The organism is Rhodococcus globerulus NBRC 14531 (assembly GCF_001894805.1).
GTDB classification, from domain to species: domain Bacteria; phylum Actinomycetota; class Actinomycetes; order Mycobacteriales; family Mycobacteriaceae; genus Rhodococcus_F; species Rhodococcus_F globerula.
Window position 1 is genome coordinate 1 of sequence record NZ_BCWX01000002.1, and the last position, 20,695, is coordinate 20,695.

Annotated in this window: 17 protein-coding genes; 8 read left to right on the forward strand and 9 right to left on the reverse strand. The window is 63.1% G+C overall.

Features of this window, described 5'->3' with window-relative positions:
• Positions 1–156: 156 nt before the first annotated feature.
• Positions 157–873 carry a hypothetical protein gene (locus RG2_RS08635; RefSeq protein WP_051730857.1) on the forward strand — a complete coding sequence of 239 codons (717 nt, stop codon included), beginning with the start codon at positions 157–159 and terminating at the stop codon, positions 871–873.
• A 6-nt stretch (positions 874–879) separates the two neighbouring features.
• On the opposite strand, the gene RG2_RS08640 is transcribed toward RG2_RS08635, so the two are convergent.
• Positions 880–2,466 (reverse strand): adenylate/guanylate cyclase domain-containing protein, encoded by a 1,587-nt coding sequence (locus RG2_RS08640; protein ID WP_033237399.1) that lies wholly within the window; start codon positions 2,464–2,466, stop codon positions 880–882.
• Positions 2,467–2,508: 42 nt separating this feature from the next.
• Between RG2_RS08640 and nucS the strand changes: the two genes are divergently transcribed.
• Together nucS and RG2_RS32240 are read left to right on the forward strand one after the other, a co-directional pair.
• Entirely contained in the window at positions 2,509–3,183 is a 675-nt protein-coding gene (nucS, locus tag RG2_RS08645; protein ID WP_033237400.1) for an endonuclease NucS, read from the forward strand.
• Positions 3,183–3,515, forward strand: coding sequence for an Rv1322 family protein (locus tag RG2_RS32240; protein WP_080711916.1), 333 nt, complete (start codon positions 3,183–3,185; stop codon positions 3,513–3,515). The genes nucS and RG2_RS32240 overlap by 1 nt, the downstream gene beginning before the upstream one ends.
• 4 nt (positions 3,516–3,519) lie before the next feature.
• On the opposite strand, the gene RG2_RS08655 is transcribed toward RG2_RS32240, so the two are convergent.
• Positions 3,520–4,539 carry a hypothetical protein gene (locus RG2_RS08655; protein WP_033237401.1) on the reverse strand — a complete coding sequence of 340 codons (1,020 nt, stop codon included), beginning with the start codon at positions 4,537–4,539 and terminating at the stop codon, positions 3,520–3,522.
• 40 nt (positions 4,540–4,579) lie between these two features.
• A complete protein-coding gene (gene mce, locus RG2_RS08660; RefSeq protein ID WP_033237402.1) occupies positions 4,580–5,053 on the reverse strand; it encodes a methylmalonyl-CoA epimerase in 474 nt (157 codons plus the stop codon).
• Between the two features lie 108 nt (positions 5,054–5,161).
• Between mce and RG2_RS08665 the strand changes: the two genes are divergently transcribed.
• The 3 genes from RG2_RS08665 (at position 5,162) to RG2_RS08675 (ending at position 7,818) form a co-directional block, all read left to right on the forward strand.
• Entirely contained in the window at positions 5,162–6,355 is a 1,194-nt protein-coding gene (locus tag RG2_RS08665; RefSeq protein WP_072782436.1) for an acetyl-CoA C-acetyltransferase, read from the forward strand.
• 101 nt (positions 6,356–6,456) lie between these two features.
• Positions 6,457–6,819 carry a DUF3817 domain-containing protein gene (locus RG2_RS08670; RefSeq protein ID WP_033233155.1) on the forward strand — a complete coding sequence of 121 codons (363 nt, stop codon included), beginning with the start codon at positions 6,457–6,459 and terminating at the stop codon, positions 6,817–6,819.
• Between the two features lie 105 nt (positions 6,820–6,924).
• Complete coding sequence (locus RG2_RS08675; RefSeq protein ID WP_033232713.1) at positions 6,925–7,818, forward strand: tetratricopeptide repeat protein; 894 nt, start codon at positions 6,925–6,927, stop codon at positions 7,816–7,818.
• A 14-nt stretch (positions 7,819–7,832) separates the two neighbouring features.
• Here RG2_RS08675 and RG2_RS08680 read toward each other — a convergent pair whose 3' ends face one another.
• The 3 genes from RG2_RS08680 to RG2_RS08690 are packed head-to-tail and all read right to left on the reverse strand — an operon-like array spanning position 7,833 to position 13,479.
• Positions 7,833–9,281: a neutral zinc metallopeptidase gene (locus RG2_RS08680; RefSeq protein WP_033232715.1), complete on the reverse strand. Its 1,449-nt coding sequence runs from the start codon at positions 9,279–9,281 to the stop codon at positions 7,833–7,835.
• Positions 9,281–11,479 carry a 1,4-alpha-glucan branching protein GlgB gene (gene glgB, locus RG2_RS08685; RefSeq protein ID WP_033232717.1) on the reverse strand — a complete coding sequence of 733 codons (2,199 nt, stop codon included), beginning with the start codon at positions 11,477–11,479 and terminating at the stop codon, positions 9,281–9,283. The genes RG2_RS08680 and glgB overlap by 1 nt, the downstream gene beginning before the upstream one ends.
• Positions 11,479–13,479, reverse strand: a complete 2,001-nt coding sequence (locus tag RG2_RS08690) for a maltotransferase domain-containing protein (RefSeq protein WP_033233156.1) — start codon at positions 13,477–13,479, stop codon at positions 11,479–11,481. The genes glgB and RG2_RS08690 overlap by 1 nt, the downstream gene beginning before the upstream one ends.
• A gap of 120 nt (positions 13,480–13,599) precedes the next feature.
• Between RG2_RS08690 and glgP the strand changes: the two genes are divergently transcribed.
• The gene (gene glgP, locus RG2_RS08695) at positions 13,600–16,200 is read left to right on the forward strand and encodes an alpha-glucan family phosphorylase (protein ID WP_033232719.1); all 2,601 of its coding nucleotides are present in this window, start codon (positions 13,600–13,602) and stop codon (positions 16,198–16,200) included.
• Between the two features lie 51 nt (positions 16,201–16,251).
• Here the strand turns inward: glgP and RG2_RS08700 are convergent, their stop codons facing one another.
• Genes RG2_RS08700 through RG2_RS08710 form a run of 3 tightly spaced genes read right to left on the reverse strand, consistent with a single transcriptional unit; the run spans position 16,252 to position 20,267 of the window.
• On the reverse strand, positions 16,252–18,300 hold the full coding sequence (locus RG2_RS08700) for an ATP-dependent DNA helicase (RefSeq protein WP_033232721.1): 2,049 nt from the start codon (positions 18,298–18,300) through the stop codon (positions 16,252–16,254).
• A 9-nt stretch (positions 18,301–18,309) separates the two neighbouring features.
• Positions 18,310–18,924 carry an isochorismatase family protein gene (locus RG2_RS08705; protein ID WP_033232723.1) on the reverse strand — a complete coding sequence of 205 codons (615 nt, stop codon included), beginning with the start codon at positions 18,922–18,924 and terminating at the stop codon, positions 18,310–18,312.
• Positions 18,924–20,267: a nicotinate phosphoribosyltransferase gene (locus RG2_RS08710; protein ID WP_033232725.1), complete on the reverse strand. Its 1,344-nt coding sequence runs from the start codon at positions 20,265–20,267 to the stop codon at positions 18,924–18,926. Before RG2_RS08710 ends, RG2_RS08705 begins: the two co-directional genes overlap by 1 nt.
• A 64-nt stretch (positions 20,268–20,331) precedes the next feature.
• On the opposite strand from RG2_RS08710, the gene clpS reads away from it, so the two are divergent.
• Positions 20,332–20,661: an ATP-dependent Clp protease adapter ClpS gene (gene clpS, locus RG2_RS08715; protein ID WP_033232727.1), complete on the forward strand. Its 330-nt coding sequence runs from the start codon at positions 20,332–20,334 to the stop codon at positions 20,659–20,661.
• Positions 20,662–20,695 lie beyond the last annotated feature (34 nt).

The following is a 20,695-nucleotide window of genomic DNA, read 5'->3' on the forward strand; positions in this document are numbered from 1 at the left end:
TAAAGCTCACATAAAGACAATTGTAGTTTTGTAATCGAATGTAAGAATTCGGATATATCTATTCATTAATTGCAAATAGAACAGTCGAATGTACTTATATGTCTGAATTGGCTGGAAATATTCGAGAATTCTGAAATAGTTTCTCAAATCGTCGGGGTGGCGAGTGCTGCCGCGCCTGGGGCGTCGTCGATACCCGCTGGCAACCCGCAGCATTTCATCTCCTACGACGTGACTCCCCGCACGCCGGTTGAAACGATCGACAGTTTCCACTACACGGTTGCTGTGGAGACCCCGAACGGCACCGCCGGTGTCCGTTTCTCGCTGTTCGGTGCCGGTGGTGTGCCGCTGTCTTCGGAATGGCGGTCGGGCGCTGACGGGGGCAATGGTGTCACGTGTGCGATTGATGTTCCCTATTCGCGTGGAACGGCATATTCCTTCGACGTCATGAAGTCGGGTTCGTCGGCGATGGCAACAACATGGTCGGGAACGATTACCAATGATTCCACCGGAGTGGTCACAAAGATGGGGTCATGGTCCACTCCGGCCGCATTCGGTGGACTGAAGAGCACGACTATCGGTTTCATCGAGAAGTTCTCCGGGATCAAGACGTGTGGCGACATTCCGGATGTGAGCGTGAAGTATTCGAAGGTGTCGTTCGGCAACGACAACCCGTCGTCGGGAGCCAAGATCTGGCCGAGCTCGAATGGCGGTAGCGGTATTTACACCTGCCTCGGTGTTACGCCCGCGAAGTCGGTGTCCACCGTCGGTCAGTTCAACATCGCCAGTGGTGACAGTACGGTCAGCCCGGTATCCCCAGAACCCGATCCGTCAACGTCGATACTGAATCAACTCGGGGACATTTTCGGCTCGTAACCGGATTCAGTCCGTCGGCGGAACAGGGGTTGATACGAGGCCTTCCGCCGGCTCACGAGGAATCGCAAGTTCTGTCTCTTCGAGGCGACCGCGCAGTGTGATGCTGTCGGTGATCTGCCACTGGTCGGCTTCGCTGTTGTGTGCCGCCGCAACAGCGCGGCCTGACGCTGCCAGATTTCCCGGTACGGTCTTGGCCACCTCGGAGAGACGGGCTGCCTCGTTCACAGGATCACCGATCACGGTGTACTCGAATCTTTCACGCGCACCGACATTTCCGGCAACTGCGATACCTGACGCGACGCCGATGCCGGCATTGATTTCAGGCACTTCGGCGCACAGACGGATCTGGATCTGTCTGGCAGCTGCGAGTGCGCTGCCCGCGTGGTCGTCGATCCGGTTCGGCGCACCGAAGATGGCAAGTGCTGCGTCGCCCTCGAACTTGTTGACAAATCCGCCGTGCCCGTCGACCTCGTCGACGATGACGTCGAAGAACCTGTTGAGGAGTGCGACAACGGCGGTTGGAGTGTTTGTCGAGGCGATCGTGGTGGAGCCGATCACGTCGACGAAGAGAACCGATACATCACGTTCCTCGCCGCCGAGTTCGGGATTCTGACGCATCGCGTTGGCTGCAACCTCATGCCCGACGTGTCGTCCGAACAGGTCGCGAATGCGTTCACGCTCCCGAAGTCCTTCCGCCATACGATTGAAACCGGTTTGGAGCAAGCCCAATTCGGTACCGTCGTAGACAACGACGTGAGCACTCAGATCGCCGCGGGTGACTTGCTCCATGCCTCGCCGTACGGATCGGATCGGCGCCGCAGCCGATCGAATGTTGATATAGGTCAGCCCGAGTCCGACGCACAGGGTGATTCCGCCGATTACGAGGATGGCGATTGCGAGAGCTTGCCCGGAGGCTGGACGGATGAAGCTGAAGATCGCGATCAACATCAGACCGGTGACAGGGACTCCACTGCCGAGCATCCAGACCAGGATGGTGCGCCCCGTGATGCCGAGCACCGCGGATTTGCGGGGTGTCCCGGATTCGAGGGCGCGGGCTGCGATGGGACGAAGTGCGAACTCGCTGAGGAGATAGCAGAACGCGCAGGTCGTGATTCCGCTGAAAGCTATGGTGAACAACACTTTCGGGATGGTGTTGGCGTCGACGATCCCGTACATCGTGGTGAACGTGGCCAATGCCACCGTCCACAGGATGGCTTGAACTCTGGTCAATCGCCATGGTCCGCGCAGCGCGGCGCGTTGATTCTCAGGTGTCGGCGGGACGTTGTCCGTTGCCCAGCGAAGATCATGGATGAGGCGTGTCGTTCCCCAGAGCAACCCGACGACGAAGACACACCCAGTGAATATCGGCACTGCGATGAAGTTGATCCACGCGAACTCCGATCGCATGATGCTCGGGCCTGGAACAACAACTCCGATGAGAACGACGGCCAGTGCGGACCCGATCAGATTGGTGACCAGGAGCGGAGCAGTGAGGAGGGCTTGGACGCGAACGCGTCGTCGGCGGGGACTCTCGTCTGTGGATCCGAGCAGCCACGACCCTAGGGGCGCGCTCGGGACATTGCTGGGCTGCATAGTGTGTCGAGACTAGTCGCACCGATCCCTTAGGGTGGTGCAGTGCGCTTAGTTATTGCTCGTTGCCGTGTCGACTACGTAGGTCGATTGACCTCCCATCTCCCTACCGCCAGACGCCTTCTGTTGGTCAAAGCGGACGGTTCCGTCAGCATCCATGCCGATGACCGGGCGTATAAGCCGCTCAACTGGATGAGTCCGCCGTGCTGGTTGGTCGAGACCACCGGTGACAGCGACGACATTCTGTGGGTCGTGACCAACAAGGCCGGCGAAGAGCTGCGGATCACCCTCGAAGAGGTCGAACATGATTCGTCGTACGAACTCGGTATCGATCCTGGTTTGATCAAGGATGGCGTCGAGGCGCACCTGCAAGAGCTTCTCGCAGAGCATGTCGAAACGCTGGGTAAGGGCTACACCTTGGTACGACGCGAATACATGACGGCTATCGGGCCGGTCGATCTTCTGGTTCGTGATGCCGATGGTGCTTCGGTTGCCGTCGAGATCAAGCGTCGCGGGGAGATCGACGGTGTCGAGCAGCTGACGCGCTATCTCGAATTGCTCAACCGTGATCCGCTGCTCGCTCCGGTAACGGGAGTGTTTGCGGCGCAACAGATCAAGCCGCAGGCCAAGACTTTGGCAACCGACCGCGGGATTCGCTGCCTTGTCCTCGACTACGAGGCGTTGCGTGGGACCGAGAGCACCGAGTTCCGGCTTTTCTAATGCCTCGCCGCAAACCGATGCCGAAACAATCTCGCCGTACTGACAGTCGACGAGGTCCGGTTTCGGATGAACCGCGTGGTGTGCTTTTTGGCGGGGCAGTGGTCCGGGAGGAGCCCGGTCCGGGCGGCGAGCTGTACATGGTTCGGCCGATTCCGGGAGCCAATGCCACGAAGTTCTATCGATGCCCCGGCTGTGACCACGACATCAGGCCGGGAGTTGCGCATGTGGTGACGTGGCCGTCGGAGCCCGGTGGGGCTGCGGAGCGTCGGCATTGGCATACCGGATGCTGGTCAGGCCGCGGCACCCGCGGCCTGACCAGAAGGTGGTCGTGACGGATCAGTTTCGGGACTGCGCCCGCTGTTCGACCTCGCGGGTGTCGATTTCGGCTGTGTTGGTGTCTTCGATGTCATCCGAGTCGTCAGTTTCCGGTTCGGATTCTGTGTAGCTCGTTTCCTCGTACTCGTCGTCGGTGAATTCCGAGGACGGCGGAGTGGTCGGGGCGTCGAGCAATTCGCTCTCACGGTTGACGGACGCGAGCATCGCGGGCACCGAATCGAGCTGACCTCGGATTCCCAGGAGTTGCGCAAGGATGCGTCCACGTAGAACGCGCAGTTCTTCGGCAAGTTCCTTGGCGTGAGCGATCTTTCGCTCGGACTGATCTGTCGCAGCCTGTAGACGACGCTGCGCTTCGCGCGTGGCGTCGGTCAATCGTCGTTCGGCTTCTGCCTTGCTTGATGCTTCGAGTTCGTCGACTGCGGCAACAACCTTGGCGCGTCGTTCGGCCATCGAGATGTCGAAATCTTCGCGAATCTGAGTTCGCTTCGCCTCGGATTCGGCGGCCAGACGGTCGCGCTCGGCCTGCGCGGCTTCGACGATGCGTGCCGCTTCGGTCTTGGCCTGCAACATGGTCTGCTCGTGCATGGTTTCCATCGCGTTGCGACGGTCGTCGAGCTCCGCGATCAACGACTCGTAGTGCCCGCGTAGGCGGGCGCCGTCCTGTTCGGCGATGGAGGTCATCTCTGCTGCGTCGGCCTCGGCCTTCGCACGAACCTCGGATGCTTCGTCGGATGCCAGTCGGAGCATGCGGCTGATGCGATCGCTCATGCCCTCCGCAGTGGTGGGTGGAACGGACAGGCGGTCGACGTCCTTACGGAGATCGTCGATGTCGTCGCGGGCATCGTCCAACTGCTTGGCAAGGTCACGGGCTTGCGCGGCTGCGGCATCGCGATCCGCAGCCGTCACACGCAGTTCTACGTCGAATCGCTCGAAGTAGTTGCGTACCTCGTCGCGGTCGTATCCCTTCCGTGCGATCTGAAACGGAAGTTGAATGGAACCGCGGTCCTGCTCGTATGCCATGGCGACAATCTACCTGGCATATCTGCAGGAGTCGGGCCTACTAGTGCGACGCGGCCGGTTCGACCAGTTCGACGAGTACACCGCCGGCGTCCTTCGGGTGGATGAAGTTGATGCGTGAGTTCGCGGTGCCGCGCCTCGGTGCGTCGTAGAGCAACCGGACGCCGCGTGCACGGAGCTCGTCGGAAATAGCTTCGATGTCGGTGACGCGGTAAGCGAGCTGCTGCAGTCCGGGGCCGCTACGGTCGATGAACTTGGCGATAGTCGAGTTCTCGTCGAGCGGTGCGAGCAACTGAACGGCCGTGGAGCCGGCGGGCGCACCGACGACGGAGAGCATGGCTTCGCGCACACCTTGTGCTTCGTTGACCTCTTCGTGGGTCGAGACCATGCCCAGGTGCTGGGTGTACCACGCGATGGCGACATCGAGGTCGGGAACGGCAATTCCGACGTGGTCGATGGCGACGACGAGGTCGGAGGACAACGCTGCGAGAGCGGGACTGGGGGAGGTCTGTGTCATACCGTTCACGGTAGCGCTACCGTTTAAGTAGTACACGTCGGGATGTGACTTGGCTCGTAAACCACGTGCGCCCGAAGACTATGTCTCTTTTTGCAGCCGGAGGAAATCGTGACCAGTTCTGTGATTGTTGCCGGAGCCCGTACCCCGATGGGTCGACTCATGGGTTCGTTGAAGGACCTGTCCGGGTCCGATCTCGGTGGCATCGCCATCAAGGGCGCCCTGGACAAGGCCGGTGTCGCCCCGGAGCAGGTCGAGTACGTCATCATGGGTCAGGTTCTCACCGCCGGCGCCGGCCAGATGCCGGCCCGCCAGGCCGCCGTCGCCGCGGGCATCCCGATGAGCGTTCCCGCCCTGAGCATCAACAAAGTGTGCCTCTCCGGTGTCGACGCCATCGCCCTGGCCGATCAGCTGATCCGCGCCGGCGAATTCGACGTCGTCGTCGCCGGCGGGCAGGAATCGATGTCCCGCGCACCGCACATGCTCGAAAAAAGTCGCGAAGGGTTCAAGTACGGCGACGTCACGATGCGCGACCACATGGCGTACGACGGCCTGCACGACATCTTCACCGACCAGGCGATGGGCCTGCTCACCGAACAGGTCAATCAGCAGGACGGCACCCACATCACCCGCGCGGAGCAGGACGCGTTTGCCGCGGCCTCGCACCAGAACGCCGCCCGTGCCTGGAAGGACGGCCTGTTCGACAACGAGGTCGTCCCCGTCTCGATCCCGCAGCGCAAGGGCGATCCGATCGTCTTCGCGCAGGACGAGGGCATCCGCGCCGACACCACCGTCGAATCCCTCGGCAAACTGCGTCCCGCGTTCAGCAAGGACGGCACCATCACCGCCGGCTCCGCCTCGCCGATCTCCGACGGCGCCGCCGCGGTGGTCGTGATGAGCAAGGCCAAGGCCGAAGAACTCGGTGTGGCGTGGATCGCGGAGATCGGCGCCCACGGTGTGGTTGCCGGACCCGATTCGACCCTGCAGTCCCAGCCGGCGCGGGCCATCGCGAAGGCCTGCGCGAAGGAAGGTATCAACCCCGCCGATCTCGATCTCGTCGAGATCAACGAGGCGTTCGCGGCCGTCGGTATCGCCTCCACGCGTGAGCTCGGCCTCGATCCGGCGAAGGTGAACGTCAACGGCGGCGCCATCGCCGTCGGGCATCCCCTGGGGATGTCCGGTGCCCGGATCGCGCTGCACCTGGCACTCGAGTTGGCGCGCCGCGGCGGCGGCATCGGCGCGGCCGCACTGTGCGGCGGCGGCGGGCAGGGCGACGCCCTGATCGTCCGCGTACCCAAGGCCTGAGAGTCTAAATACACCTGAACACCTCAGTTCGCTCTACGACGCCTCGTGGTATTCCTCACACCACTACGGGGCGTCGTAGTTGTTCGGGCACAATGGGGTTCATGGCGAACGTCTTCGATCTCAGTACCACCGCAAAGCGGTTCCGTTTCATTGCCGTCCTCGAGGCCTTCACATGGCTCGGACTGTTGGTCGGAATGGCCTTCAAGTACATCCCCGAAGAGGGAATGGTGGCAGGCGTCAAGATCTTCGGTCCCTTCCACGGTGCTGTGTTCGTCATCTACATCCTGGTTGCGCTCTGGACTGCAAAGCAGTTGAAGTGGAACCTGGTCACCACGTTCTGGGCACTGTTTGCCAGCATCCCGCCGTTCGGCACGATTGTTTTCGAGGCGTGGGCCGCGCGCACAGGCAAGTTGGCGGAACTGTCCAAGGTGAACACAGCCGCTGCGGACCCCGCGCTCGCTTAAGTGAAGTAGGCCTCTTCGAAGGTTCCGGCAACTCGTGACAAACTGGGACTTGTGACTCGACCAGGATCCAGGCCCCCAGCGCGTTCGTCAGCAGTTGCAGCCGCTATGAGCGGCGCAGTCGACTTGTCCGCTCTCAAAGAGCGGGCCACGGCCCCACCTCCGCGTAATCCCAGCGGCGATGGGGCCGTTTCTGCTGCCAATGGGTTTGTCATCGAGGTGACGGAAGCGAACTTCGAGGCCGAAGTTCTGGTCAAGTCGAGCCAGGTGCCGGTGATCGTCAACCTCGGTGGGCGCGCGTACGAGCCGTCTGTCGTCTTCACCGAGGTGCTGGAGCGATTGGCCGCGCAGGCAGGTGGTCAGTGGATTCTTGCGAACGTCGACGTCGATGTCAGCCCCCAGATCGCGCAGGCCTTCGGAATCCAGTCGGTGCCGACGGTTGTTGCCGTTGCCGCCGGTCAGCCGTTGGCAGATTTCCAGGGTGCACAGCCCGAAGAGCAGTTGACTCAGTGGTTTGCCGCCGTTCTGCAAGCTACCGCCGGCAAGCTCAGCGGTCCCGTTCCGACTGCTGAGCGCGACGAACCAGAAGTGGAAGATCCACGATTCGTTGCTGCCGAAACCGCCCTCGACGCCGGTGATCTCGACGGTGCCATTGCGGCATACCAGGTGATTCTCGACGCCGAGCCGACCAACGCCGAGGCCCTCAACGCTGTTCGCCAGGTCAAGTTCATGGCGCGTGCCCAGAACACCGAACCCGACGCCGTGGCGGCGGCCGACGCAGATCCGTCGAATGCCGAACTGCAGTTCGCGGCAGCGGACCTGGAGATGGCCGGACAGCAACCGGAAGCAGCTTTTGCTCGCCTCATCGGCGTCGTGTCACGCAGTGCAGGTGACGACAAGGCCGCGGCGCGGACGCGTCTGCTCGAACTCTTCGAATTGTTCGATCCCGCCGAGCCCATGGTGATGGCAGCCCGCCGCAAACTGGCGGCAGCGCTCTACTAGGCCTACTACGGCCGCTACTCCGTATAGCGGCTGTCGCAGGACACCTGCCCACCCAACACACCGGTACGGAAGGCGTCGACCCGGGCGAAGCCGCTCGGGACGGTGTCGCCGTTGACGTCACTGGCAGCCAACCCGTCCGTCAACAAGCCGGAGACGGCCTCGTCGAGGTCGCCGGGCGACAGGGTGACCTGTGCTCCGGACTCGGCTGCATTGGAGGGGCTCAGTGCGGCTGTGATCACTCCGGCCAAGCACGCCGCCCGCAGCGCGGTCTGTGGTGTGTCGAGTGCCTGACCACGTTGCTGCTGCATCGCGAGGGTGTACCGCGACGCGAGCAGTACGTATGCGTTGTAGTCGCCGGTGATGTCGGTCTGCATCAATTCGCGTCGACCGACCCGTCCCGGTGTTCCGCGTTCCGCCAACTCGTCGACGTTGATGCCGATGGTGTTGGTCGAGGGGCAGAACGAGACCGGTTCGGTGGCGACGGCGTCGGCGCATCCGGTGTCCGCGCCGGTGAAGGTGACTGTCGGCGGATTCTCCAATTCGAAGACCGACTGGAACGTCGTCAGGAACTCCTGCAGCGTTTCCTCGGTGACGGGAAGTTCTCCTGAATCGTCTTCGGAGTCGAATTGCTGGGGCAGTTCAGCCCGTCGGGATTCGATTTCTTCCTGGTCGATCCGCGTGCAGGCAGACGCGCCGTCGGTGAACCCGATCTGTGTTGCGGTGACGCGTTCGAACGCGGAACCGTGGTGTGAGTCGGGATCGTTGGGATCGTCGTCACGGATAGCGACCGCAGAGGCGAGCACCTTGTTCAGGCCGTCGGACGTATTCATGGTGAAGTGTGCTGCCTTGTCCTCGGCAACGTGCCGCAGGAACGCACCACCGAAGCAGTCGGCCTGTTGTTCACGCACCAGGGCCGATTCGGACCCACCTTTGACGATTCCGGCTTTGCGCTGGACGGCATGGCCGTACTCGTGCGCGAAGATGAACGCGACGGCGACGTCCCCGAACTTTTCCTGCACCTCGGGAAGGAGAAGTTCGCGATCCCAGCCGATGGTGTGGTCGAGGCTGCAGTAGCCGGCGTTGATGAGGTCTTCTGTGGTCTCTTCGCAGAAGTCCGGGCCGTTCGATTCGGTGGGATCCCACGAGATCAGCGTGTCGACGGGTTGGAACGGCTCGTTGAACAGTGTCGGATACTGCGTGTTCCAAAAGGTTTCGATGTCGGTGATCGCGTTGGCGGCGAGTGCGTCGATGGAACCGCCGTCGGTGCCGACGATGTCGCGTTCGGCGTCGGGCGCACCGGGTCGCAGGCCACTAGGACCGGACGACGCGTCGAGGCCGGCAACGCGGAAAGGGTCGTGGTAGATCGAGACGGCCTGGCCACTGGAGGTCTGCGAACAGCCGGACAACACGGCAGCAGTTGCCAACAACGACGAAGTGACTAGTGCTGCTCGCCGGCCCACCATCAACGCTCCAGACTGATCCATATCGCACCGTTGGCGGGAAGTGCGACCTGAGCTGACGCCGGCCGACCGTGCCACGACTGCGACGTCGCTGTGACCGCACCGAGGTTGCCCACCCCCGAGCCGCCGTACGTCTGCGCATCGGTGTTGAGGATTTCCACCCATCGGCCGGGCTCCGGTAGCCCGACGCGGTAGCTCGAGTGTTCGCTGCCCGAGAAGTTGAAGAGGCAGGCGACAATCGAGCCGTCAGTACCGTAACGCAGAAAACTCAGGACGTTGTTCTCGGTGTCGTTGGCGTCGATCCACGAATACCCGCCAGGCGAGGTGTCCAGGGTCCACATTGCCGGATGCCGGCGGTATGCAGAGTTGAGATCGCTGACCAGCTGCATCGCGCCGCGGTGGAGATTGCCGGTGTTCGGGTCGTCGAGTTGCCACCAGTCGAGGCCTCGTTCTTCGGACCACTCGGCCGTCTGGCCGAACTCCTGGCCCATGAACAGAAGCTGCTTACCCGGGTGCGCCCACATGTACGCGAGGAGAGCGCGAAGCCCCGCGGCTTTCGCGAAATCGTTGCCGGGCATACGTGTCCACAAGGTTCCCTTGCCGTGGACGACCTCGTCGTGGCTGATGGGCAGTAGGTAGTTCTCGCTCCACGCGTACATCAGCGAGAAGGTGATCTCGTGATGGTGGTACGTGCGGTGGACGGGGTCGCGGCCCAGGAATCCCAGGGTGTCGTGCATCCACCCCATGTTCCATTTCATGTTGAATCCGAGACCGCCCACATTGGTCGCGCGGGTGACTCCAGGCCACGCGGTTGATTCCTCCGCAACGGTGACAACGCCACGGTGCTTCTTGTGGACGGTGGCGTTCATCTCCTGAAGGAACGCAACTGCTTCCAGGTTCTCTCGGCCACCGTGAATGTTGGGAGTCCAGCCACCTTCCGGGCGGGAGTAATCCAGGTAGAGCATCGATGCGACAGCATCGACGCGTAGGCCGTCGATGTGGAATTCGTCGAGCCAGAACAGTGCGTTGGCGACGAGGAAGTTGCGGACCTCGCGTCGACCGAAGTCGAATACGTATGTACCCCAGTCCAACTGCTCGCCGCGCTGCGGATCGGCATGTTCGTAGAGCGGTGTGCCGTCGAAGCGGGCCAGTGCCCACTCGTCCTTGGGGAAGTGAGCGGGAACCCAGTCGACGAGGACACCGATGCCGGCGGCATGGAGGTGATCGACAAACCAGCGGAAATCGTCGGGTGTCCCGAATCGTGCGGTCGGAGCGTAGTACGACGTGACCTGATATCCCCAGGAACCGCCGAACGGGTGCTCGGCGACTGGGAGCAATTCGACGTGTGTGAACCCGGTTTCGGTGACGTACTGCGCGAGTTGCTCGGCCATCTGCCGGTAGTCGAGGCCAGGGCGCCAGGATCCGAGATGCACTTCGTACACACTCATCGGTGACTGCGCTGGGTCGATGTGGGCACGAGCCTCGAGCCAGTCGGCGTCGTGCCAGATGTGGGAACTGGTACTCACGCGTGACGCCGTCGCCGGCGGTACCTCGGTGGCGAAGGCCATAGGGTCGGCCTTGTCCGCTACCGAACCGTCTCGCCCGTGGACGCGGAACTTGTACAGTTCACCTGCTGTGATTCCGGGCAGGAACAGTTCCCAGACTCCTGTCGAACCGAGGACGCGCATGGGCGCGAATTGCCCACCCCAGCCGTCGAAGTCGCCGATGACGGTGACGCCGCGGGCGGCGGGCGCCCACACCGCAAACGAGGTTCCCTCGACTACGCCGTCCGGCGTTTCGTAGCTGCGCGGGTGGGCGCCGAGAATATCCCACAGGCGTTCGTGCCGACCCTCGCCGAAGAGATGGAGATCAAGTTCGCCGAGCGTGGGGAGGAATCGGTACGGATCGGCAACAACGACGGTATGCCCACCCGGGTAGGTGACCGAGTACCGGTAGTCCATGAGTTCGGCGTAGGGGACCAGTGCGGCGAAGACCCCACCCGAAATGTGGTGGAGGGGAAAGGCCTTTCCGCCGATGACGGCGTCGACCGACTCGGCGTGTGGCCGAAGGGTACGCAGCACTGTTCCGTCGGGGTGTGCGTGCGCGCCGAGGACGCTGTGCGGATCGTGGTGTTCGCCGCGGGCAAGCAATTCCAGATCGTGGGGCGCTGGAGCAACCCCGGCAGGCAGTTCGGCGACCATCATTTACCTCCGCGGTATGCCAGGGAAGTTCTGGCGGGGTAGGGAACTGGCGGTAGCGCAAGAATGTGGGCGACGGACCGCCACGGCTCTAGGCGAACGAAATTTGCTTGGCCCCACTGATATTGCTCGCCGCTGACTTCGTCGAGCACGCTCATGTGGTCGTGCCATTCGCGCCCGAGTGCCGGCATGTCCAGCCAGATCGTTCCCTCTTCCGCGGCAAACGGATTGAGGTTGATGACGGTGAGTACGGCGTCGCCGGTGATCGGATCGAACTTCGAGTAGGCGATGATCGCGTCGTTGTCGATGTGGTGGAAATGCAGGTTGCGGAGTTGTTGCAGAGCGGGGTGCGCGCGGCGGATCCGGTTCAGCGTGGTGATCCAGGGTTCGAGGGATTCGCCGCGCGTAGCGGCTTCCGCGAACCGGCGCGGACGTAGTTCGTACTTCTCCGAGTCCAGATACTCTTCGCTACCGGGACGCACCGCCTGGTGCTCGTAGAGTTCGTACCCCGAGTAGACGCCCCACGTCGGTGCGAGTGTTGCGGCGAGAGCTGCCCGCAGCGCGAACATTCCGGGTCCGCCGTGCTGTAGCGACTCGTGCAGGATGTCCGGGGTGTTCACGAAGAGATTGGGGCGCGCCTCGTCGGCTTTGGCTGCGAGTTCGTTGCCGAATTCCGTCAGTTCCCACTTTGCGACGCGCCACGTGAAGTACGTGTACGACTGTGTGAAGCCGCGTCGGGCCAGGCCGTACATGCGGGCAGGCCGGGTGAACGCCTCGGCCAGGAAGAGAACGTCCGGATCGGATTTCTTGACTTCGGAGATCAGCTTTTCCCAGAAGTTGGGCGGCTTGGTGTGGGGGTTGTCGACGCGAAAGATCTTGACCCCCGCGTTGATCCAGTGGCGAACGACGCGCAGGATTTCCTTGTCCAACCCGTCCGGGTCGATGTCGAAGTTGATCGGATAGATGTCCTGGTACTTCTTCGGCGGGTTCTCCGCGTAGGCGATGGTGCCGTCGGGCAGAACAGTGAACCACTCGGGATGCTTTGCTGCCCAAGGATGATCGGGTGCACATTGCAGTGCGAGGTCGAGTGCCACTTCGAGGTCGAGTTTGCGTGCCCGCGACACGAACGCCTTGAAATCCTTGAGCGTTCCGAGTTCCGGATGGACTGCGTCGTGCCCACCTTCGGCGGAGCCGATGGCCCATGGCGATCCGACATCCCCGGGTTCGGGAGTGAGCGTGTTGTTGCGGCCCTTGCGATTGATCTCACCGATCGGGTGAATCGGCGGCAGGTAGACAACATCGAAACCCATTGCGGCAATGCGCGGTAGATCCTCCGACGCGGTCTTGAACGTGCCGTGCTTCGGCACCCCGTTCTCGTCCCAGCCGCCGGTGGAGCGGGGGAAGAACTCGTACCACGAACCGAAAAGTGCTCGGTTGCGGTCGACCAGCACGTTGTGCGGTTCGCCCTTGGTGACCAACTCGCGCAGGGGATGCGCGCGGAGCAACTCGGCGACGTCCGACGCAAATGCCGGGGCGACCCGGGCTGTCACCGGCGCGGTGCTGCGCAGCGACGCCGTCACCGCCTCCAGCTTCGAGCGGTTGGCGCGGGGCTGTTCCTGGGCGGCGCGCTCGAAGAGTCGCGCGCCGATCTCGAGGTCGTTGGCAAGCTCTGCCGGGCCTTGCCCGACGGACAGTTTGGCTTCGACGGCGTGCTTCCAGGTTGCGACCGGATCACTCCACGCTTCGATCCGGAACGTCCAGAGTCCCTCGGTGGACGGAACGAATACAGCGTCGACGGTGTCCGGTTCGCTGCCCGGGTCCATCTGGATGCGTATCGGTTTGGTTCCGCGGGGTCCGCGCACGGTGAGGGTGGTCGCAACTGCGTCGTGGCCCTCTCGCCATACCGTGGCGTGTACGGGAAACACTTCACCCACTACGGCCTTGGCTGGATAGTTACCCGAGATCGCGGGTACCACGTCGTCGATACCGAGGCGTCCTGTCACGGGAAGCTCCATTTCTGATGGTGGAGTGTTACTGGTGTGGCCGAGTTCAACCGTAGTGGGTACAGCGCCTTGTCGTCGCTCCAGCGGACACGGTGGTTCAACTCGACTAGGGTTCGCGGGGTGAAAGCCTTGCGTCGGTTCACTGTCCGAGCCCACCTTCCGGAGCGCCTTGCAGCGCTCGGCCCCTTGTCCACCAACTTGCGTTGGTCCTGGCATCCCGAGACTCAGGATCTGTTCTCGCGCCTGGACCCTGAACTCTGGCAAGCAGTTCAGTTCGATCCGGTTCGAATGCTCGGAGAGGTCGATCCCGCCCGACTCGACGAGCTCAGCAGCGACGACGACTTCCTCGCTGACCTCGACACCGCAGCCGCCGATCTCGACAGCTACCTGAGCACTCCGCGCTGGTACCAGTCGCAGCAGGCAAAGGGGGTGTCGCTGGCTGGGGGAATTGCGTACTTCTCCATGGAATTCGGCGTCAGCGAAGTCCTGCCGAACTACTCGGGTGGCCTGGGAATTCTGGCCGGCGATCATCTCAAGGCCGCATCGGATCTGGGACTGCCGCTGATCGGTGTCGGGCTGCTCTATCGATCCGGCTACTTCCGCCAGTCCCTGACAGCCGACGGGTGGCAGGCCGAGCACTACCCACCCCACGATCCGCAGGGGTTGCCTCTGCGTTTGCTGACGGATGCCGGCCCGTCGTCCGACGACGGTTCGCCGGTAGTGATCCACGTCGCGATGCCCGGTGGGCGAGTTCTCCGGTCGCGGGTGTGGATCGCGCAGGTCGGCCGGGTGCCCCTGCTTCTCCTCGATTCGGACATCGCTGAGAACGATCCCGATCTCCGCGGCGTGACCGACCGGCTGTACGGCGGCGATCAGGATCACCGCATCAAGCAGGAAATCCTTGCGGGTATCGGTGGCGTACGTGCAGTTCGGGCGTACACCGCGGCATACGGATTGCCCGATCCCGAGGTGTTCCACATGAACGAGGGCCACGCCGGTTTCCTCGGTATCGAACGAATTCGTGAACTTGTCACCACCAGCGGGCTGGATTTCGATTCGGCGTTGGCGGCTGTACGCGCCGGTACCGTCTTCACGACCCACACTCCGGTGCCCGCCGGAATCGACCGCTTCCCGGCAGATCTGGTTCGCCACTACTTCGGCGGTTCCAACGGCGAGAACGAATCGACGCTTCTTCCCGGCCTGACGGTCGATCGCATCGTCGGCATGGGCCGCGAATCGGATCCGTCGATCTTCAACATGGCGCATATGGGCCTTCGACTGGGCCAGCGCGCCAACGGTGTGTCGAAGCTGCACGGCATCGTCAGTCGCGACATGTTCAACGGTCTCTGGCCGGGATTCGACGCTGACGAGGTTCCGATCGGCTCGGTGACCAACGGTGTCCATGCGCCCACCTGGGCGGCGCCGGAATGGATGAACGTCGCCCGCCGGATCGTCGGACAGGAGCAGCTCGAGGAATCGCGCGGCTGGGAGCGCTTGCACGAGCTGTCCGCCACCGAACTCTGGGAAACGCGCAACGACTTGCGCGGCAAACTCGTCAACGAAGTGCGTCGACGTGTGAAGGCGTCGTGGCTCGAGCGCGGCGCCACCGAAGCCGAACTGGGTTGGACCAGTGGAGTTTTCGACCCGAATGTGTTGACTGTCGGGTTTGCCAGGCGCGTGCCGACGTACAAGCGACTCACCCTGATGCTGCGCGACCCCGATCGACTGCGCGCGATGCTCCTCGACGAAAAGCGGCCAGTGCAGTTGGTGGTGGCCGGAAAGTCGCATCCCGCCGACGACGGTGGCAAGGCGCTCATTCAGCAGGTGGTGCGGTTCGCCGACGAGGCGGACGTCCGTCATCGCATCGTCTTCCTGCCGGATTACGACATGTCGATGGCCCGCTACCTGTACTGGGGTTGCGATGTGTGGCTGAACAATCCGCTGCGCCCGCTCGAGGCGTGTGGAACTTCCGGTATGAAGTCTGCACTGAACGGCGGACTCAACCTCTCCATCCGTGACGGATGGTGGGACGAGATGTACGACGGTGAGAACGGCTGGGCAATCCCGACCGCCGACGGCGTCCTCGACGACGTTCGCCGTGACGATCTCGAAGCGAGCGCGCTCTACGAATTGCTCGAACACGCGGTGCTGCCCACGTTCTACGACCGTGACGCTGCCGACCTGCCGACGCGGTGGGTCGAGAAGGTTCGCCACACACTCGAGAATCTGGGCCCGAAGGTGTTGGCGTCACGCATGGTTCGTGACTACGCAGTGCAGTACTACGCGCCGTCGGCAGAATCTGCTCGGGCTGTGGTGGCGGACAACTACGCCGGAGCGCGTGAGGTTGCCGAGTTCCGTCGGCGGATCGAATCGCAGTGGCCGTCCGTGAGCGTTGTGCAGGTTGACGGTTCCGGGTTGCCGGATACCCCGGAAATCGGTGCGACCCTCTCGCTGAAGGCGCAGGTTCGTCTCGGTGATTTGTCGGTGACAGACGTCGAGGTGCAGGCCGTCATCGGACGCGTCACTCCGGGTGAGGAACTGACCGATGTGGTCACCTTCCCGATGACACATTTCGGTTCGGAGGACGGCATCGAGATCTTCGAAGCCGAAGTAGCGCTTCCGGTTTCGGGATCGGTCGGCTACACGGTTCGGGTTCTTCCGCATCACCGTCTGCTGGTGAACGCATCAGAGCTGGGATTGGTCACGACCCCGGCTGTGTAAACCCACTTTCTGGCCCCGGACCTTGTCGACAAGGTCCGGGGCAGAAGTGCGTCAGGGCCGCGAATCGCGGATCCGGGTCAGCGCTTTGCGGACGACCTCGGGCTTGGTCGTCTCCCAGAACGGTGGCAATGACGCCCGCAGGTATCCGGCATACCGGGCCGTTGCAAGACGCGGATCCAGTACGGCCACAACACCTTTGTCGTCGACGCTACGCAACAGTCTGCCCACTCCCTGGGCGAGGAGCAGCGCTGCATGGTTGGCCGAGACGCTGAGGAAGCCGTTTCCGCCGTGTGCCTCGATGGCCTGTTGACGAGCCATCAGCAGCGGATCGTCCGGCCGCGGAAATGGAATGCGGTCCAAGATCACCAGGGACAGCGACGGGCCGGGAACGTCGACGCCTTGCCATAGGGACAGTGTCCCGAACAGTGATGTGGGTTCATCCTTGGCGAAGGCCTTGACGAGGGTGCCGGTGGCGTCGTCGCCCTGGCACAGGATCGGTGTGTCGAGGCGATCACGCATGGCTTCGGATGCGGCTTTGGCGGCGCGCATCGACGAGAACAGTCCGAGGGTGCGCCCACCCGCAGCCTCGACGAGTTCGGCGATTTCGTCGAGGTAGACCGGGGACAAGCCGTCCCGGCCGGGTGTGGGCAGGTGGCGGGCAATGTAGATGATTCCGGCTTTTGCATGGTCGAACGGCGATCCGACGTCGACCGAGTTCCAACGAAATGCGTTGGCATCGGAAGGGGCTTCGCTTCCGATTGCAGTTCCGGAATCGGGGCGAACCGACGACTGTGCGGGTAGTCCCCAGTTGATCGCAAGACCGTCGAAGGAACCTCCGACGGTGAGTGTTGCGGACGTCAACACCACAGTGGATTCCGCGAACAGGCGTGAGCGCAGCAAACCGCCGACGGACAGTGGGGCCATCCGGACGGAGCGGCGGACCGATCCGCGGAACTCGTCGGACGAGAGCCAGACCACATCTTTGCGCTGGGCGGGATCTGGTTCGTCGAAAGCAGTGAGGACTCGTACGGCGCTGTCGTGAATGTCTTCCACCGAGGAGAGTGCCGCATTGCGGGCGGCCGCGGCTTCGGGATCGGCTGCCATCATGCCGGGCTTGGCCGGGCCGATGGCTGTGCGCAGGGCCCACGCGGCATCGCGGATGGCTGCGAGCGCGGGAGCAGCGCCGTCGGGAAGCCCGTCCCAGCGTCCGGGGCGAAGTTCTTCGAGGAGTCCGGCCCAGCCTTCGCCGGCGGCCTCGAGACGATCGGCGTCCTGTTCTTCGACGATCTTGCCGCAGCGACGAGCGGCTGCGCTGATGGCGGCCGCGGTGAGCTCGTCCGTCGCGACCCCGGTCACGCGGTCGACCAATTCGTGGGCTTCGTCGATGACAACGACGTCGTGCTCGGGCAGAATCTGGATGCCTGTAATGGCGTCGATCGCGAGTAGGGCGTGGTTGGTCACGACGACGTCCGCTTTCGACGCCTCGACGCGGGCGCGTTCGGCAAAGCAGTCCTCGCCGACCGGGCACTGGTTCTTTCCGATGCACTCGCGGGACGTCACGCTGACCTGCCGCCACGCCTGATCGGACACGCCTGGCACCAGTTCGTCGCGGTCGCCCGTGTCGGTGTCCGAGGACCACTCGGTCAAGCGCACCACTTCACGGCCCAGCCGGGAGACTGTGAACGGATCGAACAGTTCGTCCTCCGGTGGCTGCTCGGAGGCACCGGTGTGGATCTTGTTCATGCACAGGTAGTTGTTGCGGCCCTTGAGGATTGCGAATTCCGCGCGACGCCCGAGAGGCTTCTTCAGTGCATCGGCCAGGCGGGGGAGATCACGATCGACCAACTGCCGCTGCAGGGCGATGGTGGCCGTCGACACGACGACGGTGCGACCGGACTCGACGGCATGACGCAGGCTCGGCACCAGGTAGGCCAGCGACTTACCCGTACCGGTGCCGGCCTGGACGGCAAGATGCTCACCGGTATCGATCGAATGCGCTACCGCCGACGCCATCGTGAGCTGGCTGGTCCGCTCGGCACCGCCCAGCGCCTGCACCGCCGTGCGAAGCAGTTCGGGGACATTCGGAAGTTCATCGGCCACTGAAGCAGGTTAGTGGATACCTACGTCAGAAATATCGACGCCACTCGAAGGCGCATGTTGGTCACGGCCGCTGAGCTGCACTCCGTGCTCGCGCATCTGCGTCAAAGCAGCTTCGATCGTGGCGGTTGCCACACCCGCAGTGAGTGGCAGGAGGACTGTGGTGGCAAAGCCGGCGCGGACCGCGTCGAGTGCCGTGGCCCTCACGCAGTGATCGGTGGCAATGCCGATGACGTCGACGTCGGTGATGTCGTGTGCCCGCAACCACTCCTCGAGGGTCGTGCCGTCCTCGGAAAACCCTTCGAACCCGGAGTACGCGGCGCTGTACGCACCCTTGGAGAACACGGCAGATCCGGCGATCGATGCATCGAATGCCGGGTGGAAATCGGCGCCCGAGGTTCCGACCACACAGTGCACCGGCCACGTGTCGACGTAATCAGGGTTCTCCGAGAAGTGAGCACCGGGATCGATGTGGAAATCGCGGGTCGCTGCGACGGCGTCGTACTCGTGAGAGTCGACGAAGGTGTTGATCGCCGCAGCTACGGCAGCGCCGCCGTCGACGGCTAGGGCGCCGCCCTCACAGAAGTCGTTCTGGACGTCCACCACGATCAATGCACGTGCAGTCATCAGTGACCTCCACCGACAAATCGGACCGGTACCGCGGAATCTCCGCGTGAGAGCTTCAAGCCCTCCCACGGGAGGCTGAGCAGCCCGGCTTTCACGACTGCTCGGCTCTCTTCCAATGTGGGGACGCCGTCGACGGTCTTGCCGCCGCGTACCAACGGAATCATCAGCTCGGTCGCGCCGTCCGCGGCGGTGAACGGCGAGGGCGCGTCGGCGGGATAGATCACTTCCTCGACCAGTGTTCCGGTCTGGCGAGCGATGCGCAGTGCTTTCTTCGCTCCGCCGCGCGACGCTTTGTTGGTACTGCGCTTCTCGACAGGAATTCCGTCCACCTCGACAAGTTTGTAGACCATGCCGGCCGTCGGAGCACCGGAGCCGATGACGAGCGAAGTGCCGACGCCGTAGGTGTCGACGGGTTCGGCGCGCAGCGCTGCGATGGCATATTCGTCGAGGTCGCCGGAGACGACGATGCGGGTCTTGGTGGCGCCGAGGTCGTCGAGTTGTCGACGCACCTGGCGGGTGACCACCCCGAGGTCTCCGGAGTCGATACGCACCCCACCAAGCTCGGTTCCGGCTACGGCGATAGCGGTTTTCACGCCTTCGGTGATGTCGTAGGTGTCGACCAGCAATGTGGTCGAGACACCGAGTACGTCGACCTGCGCGCGGAAGGCCGCGGCCTCGTCGGTTCCGTTGTCGGTGGTGTGCAGGAGGGTGAAGGCGTGGGCGCTGGTACCCGCGCCGGGAACGTCGTGGCGGCGGACAGCTTCGAGATTGGACGTGGCGTCGAATCCGGCGAGGTACGCGGCGCGGGACGACGCGACTGCGGCTTGCTCATGGGTCCGGCGTGAGCCCATTTCGATGAGCCGTCGACCGTCTGCGGCACTGACCATGCGGGCCGCAGCCGACGCAATCGCGCTGTCGTGGTTGAGGATCGAGAGGGCCAGTGTCTCGAGCAACACGCATTCGGCAAACGATCCGCGGACGGAGAGGATCGGCGAGCCGGGAAAGTAGAAGTCGCCTTCGCGGTAACCGTCGATGTCGCCGGAGAACCGGTAATTGCGCAGCCACTCGACGGTGGTGTCGTCCAGGAACTTCGAGACGATCGCCAGTTCGGGTTCCCCGAAACGGAAGTGCTCGAGAGCGTCGAGCAATCGCTCCGTACCGGCGACGATTCCGTAACGCCTGCCGTCGGGAAGTCTGCGCGCGAATACTTCGAAACTGCAGGTACGGAAAGCAGATCCGTCGGCAAGTGCGGCAGAGAGCATGGTGAGCTCGTACTGGTCGGTGAGCAGAGCGGTACTCGCGGCGGCGTCACGGGTGTCGGAGATTTGCGTAGGCACGCACATAACTCTAGGCGGGAGACCACGAGGGTGGGTGTTGTCACCTCGGATCGCGCCGTACCCTGGAGACATGGTTTTCGGCTCTGCGACTGTTTCCACAACTGCCTCTGCGCCGCGCGCGGTCCCGGAGCAGTCGGAGGCTGTTGCAATCATCGAAGCTGTTGACAGGCCTTGGGTGACGATCGTCTGGGACGATCCGGTCAATCTGATGCACTACGTGACCTACGTGTTCCAGAAACTGTTCGGGTACAGCAAGGCCAAGGCCACCGATTTGATGATGAAGGTGCATTCGGAGGGCAAGGCCGTCGTGTCCAGTGGTTCGCGCGACAAGATGGAAGCCGATGTTCGGCGTCTGCACGCGGCGGGACTGTGGGCCACGATGCAGCGCGACGACACCTAGGGCTCGCTCACCTTCGACAAGTTCGATCCGATCA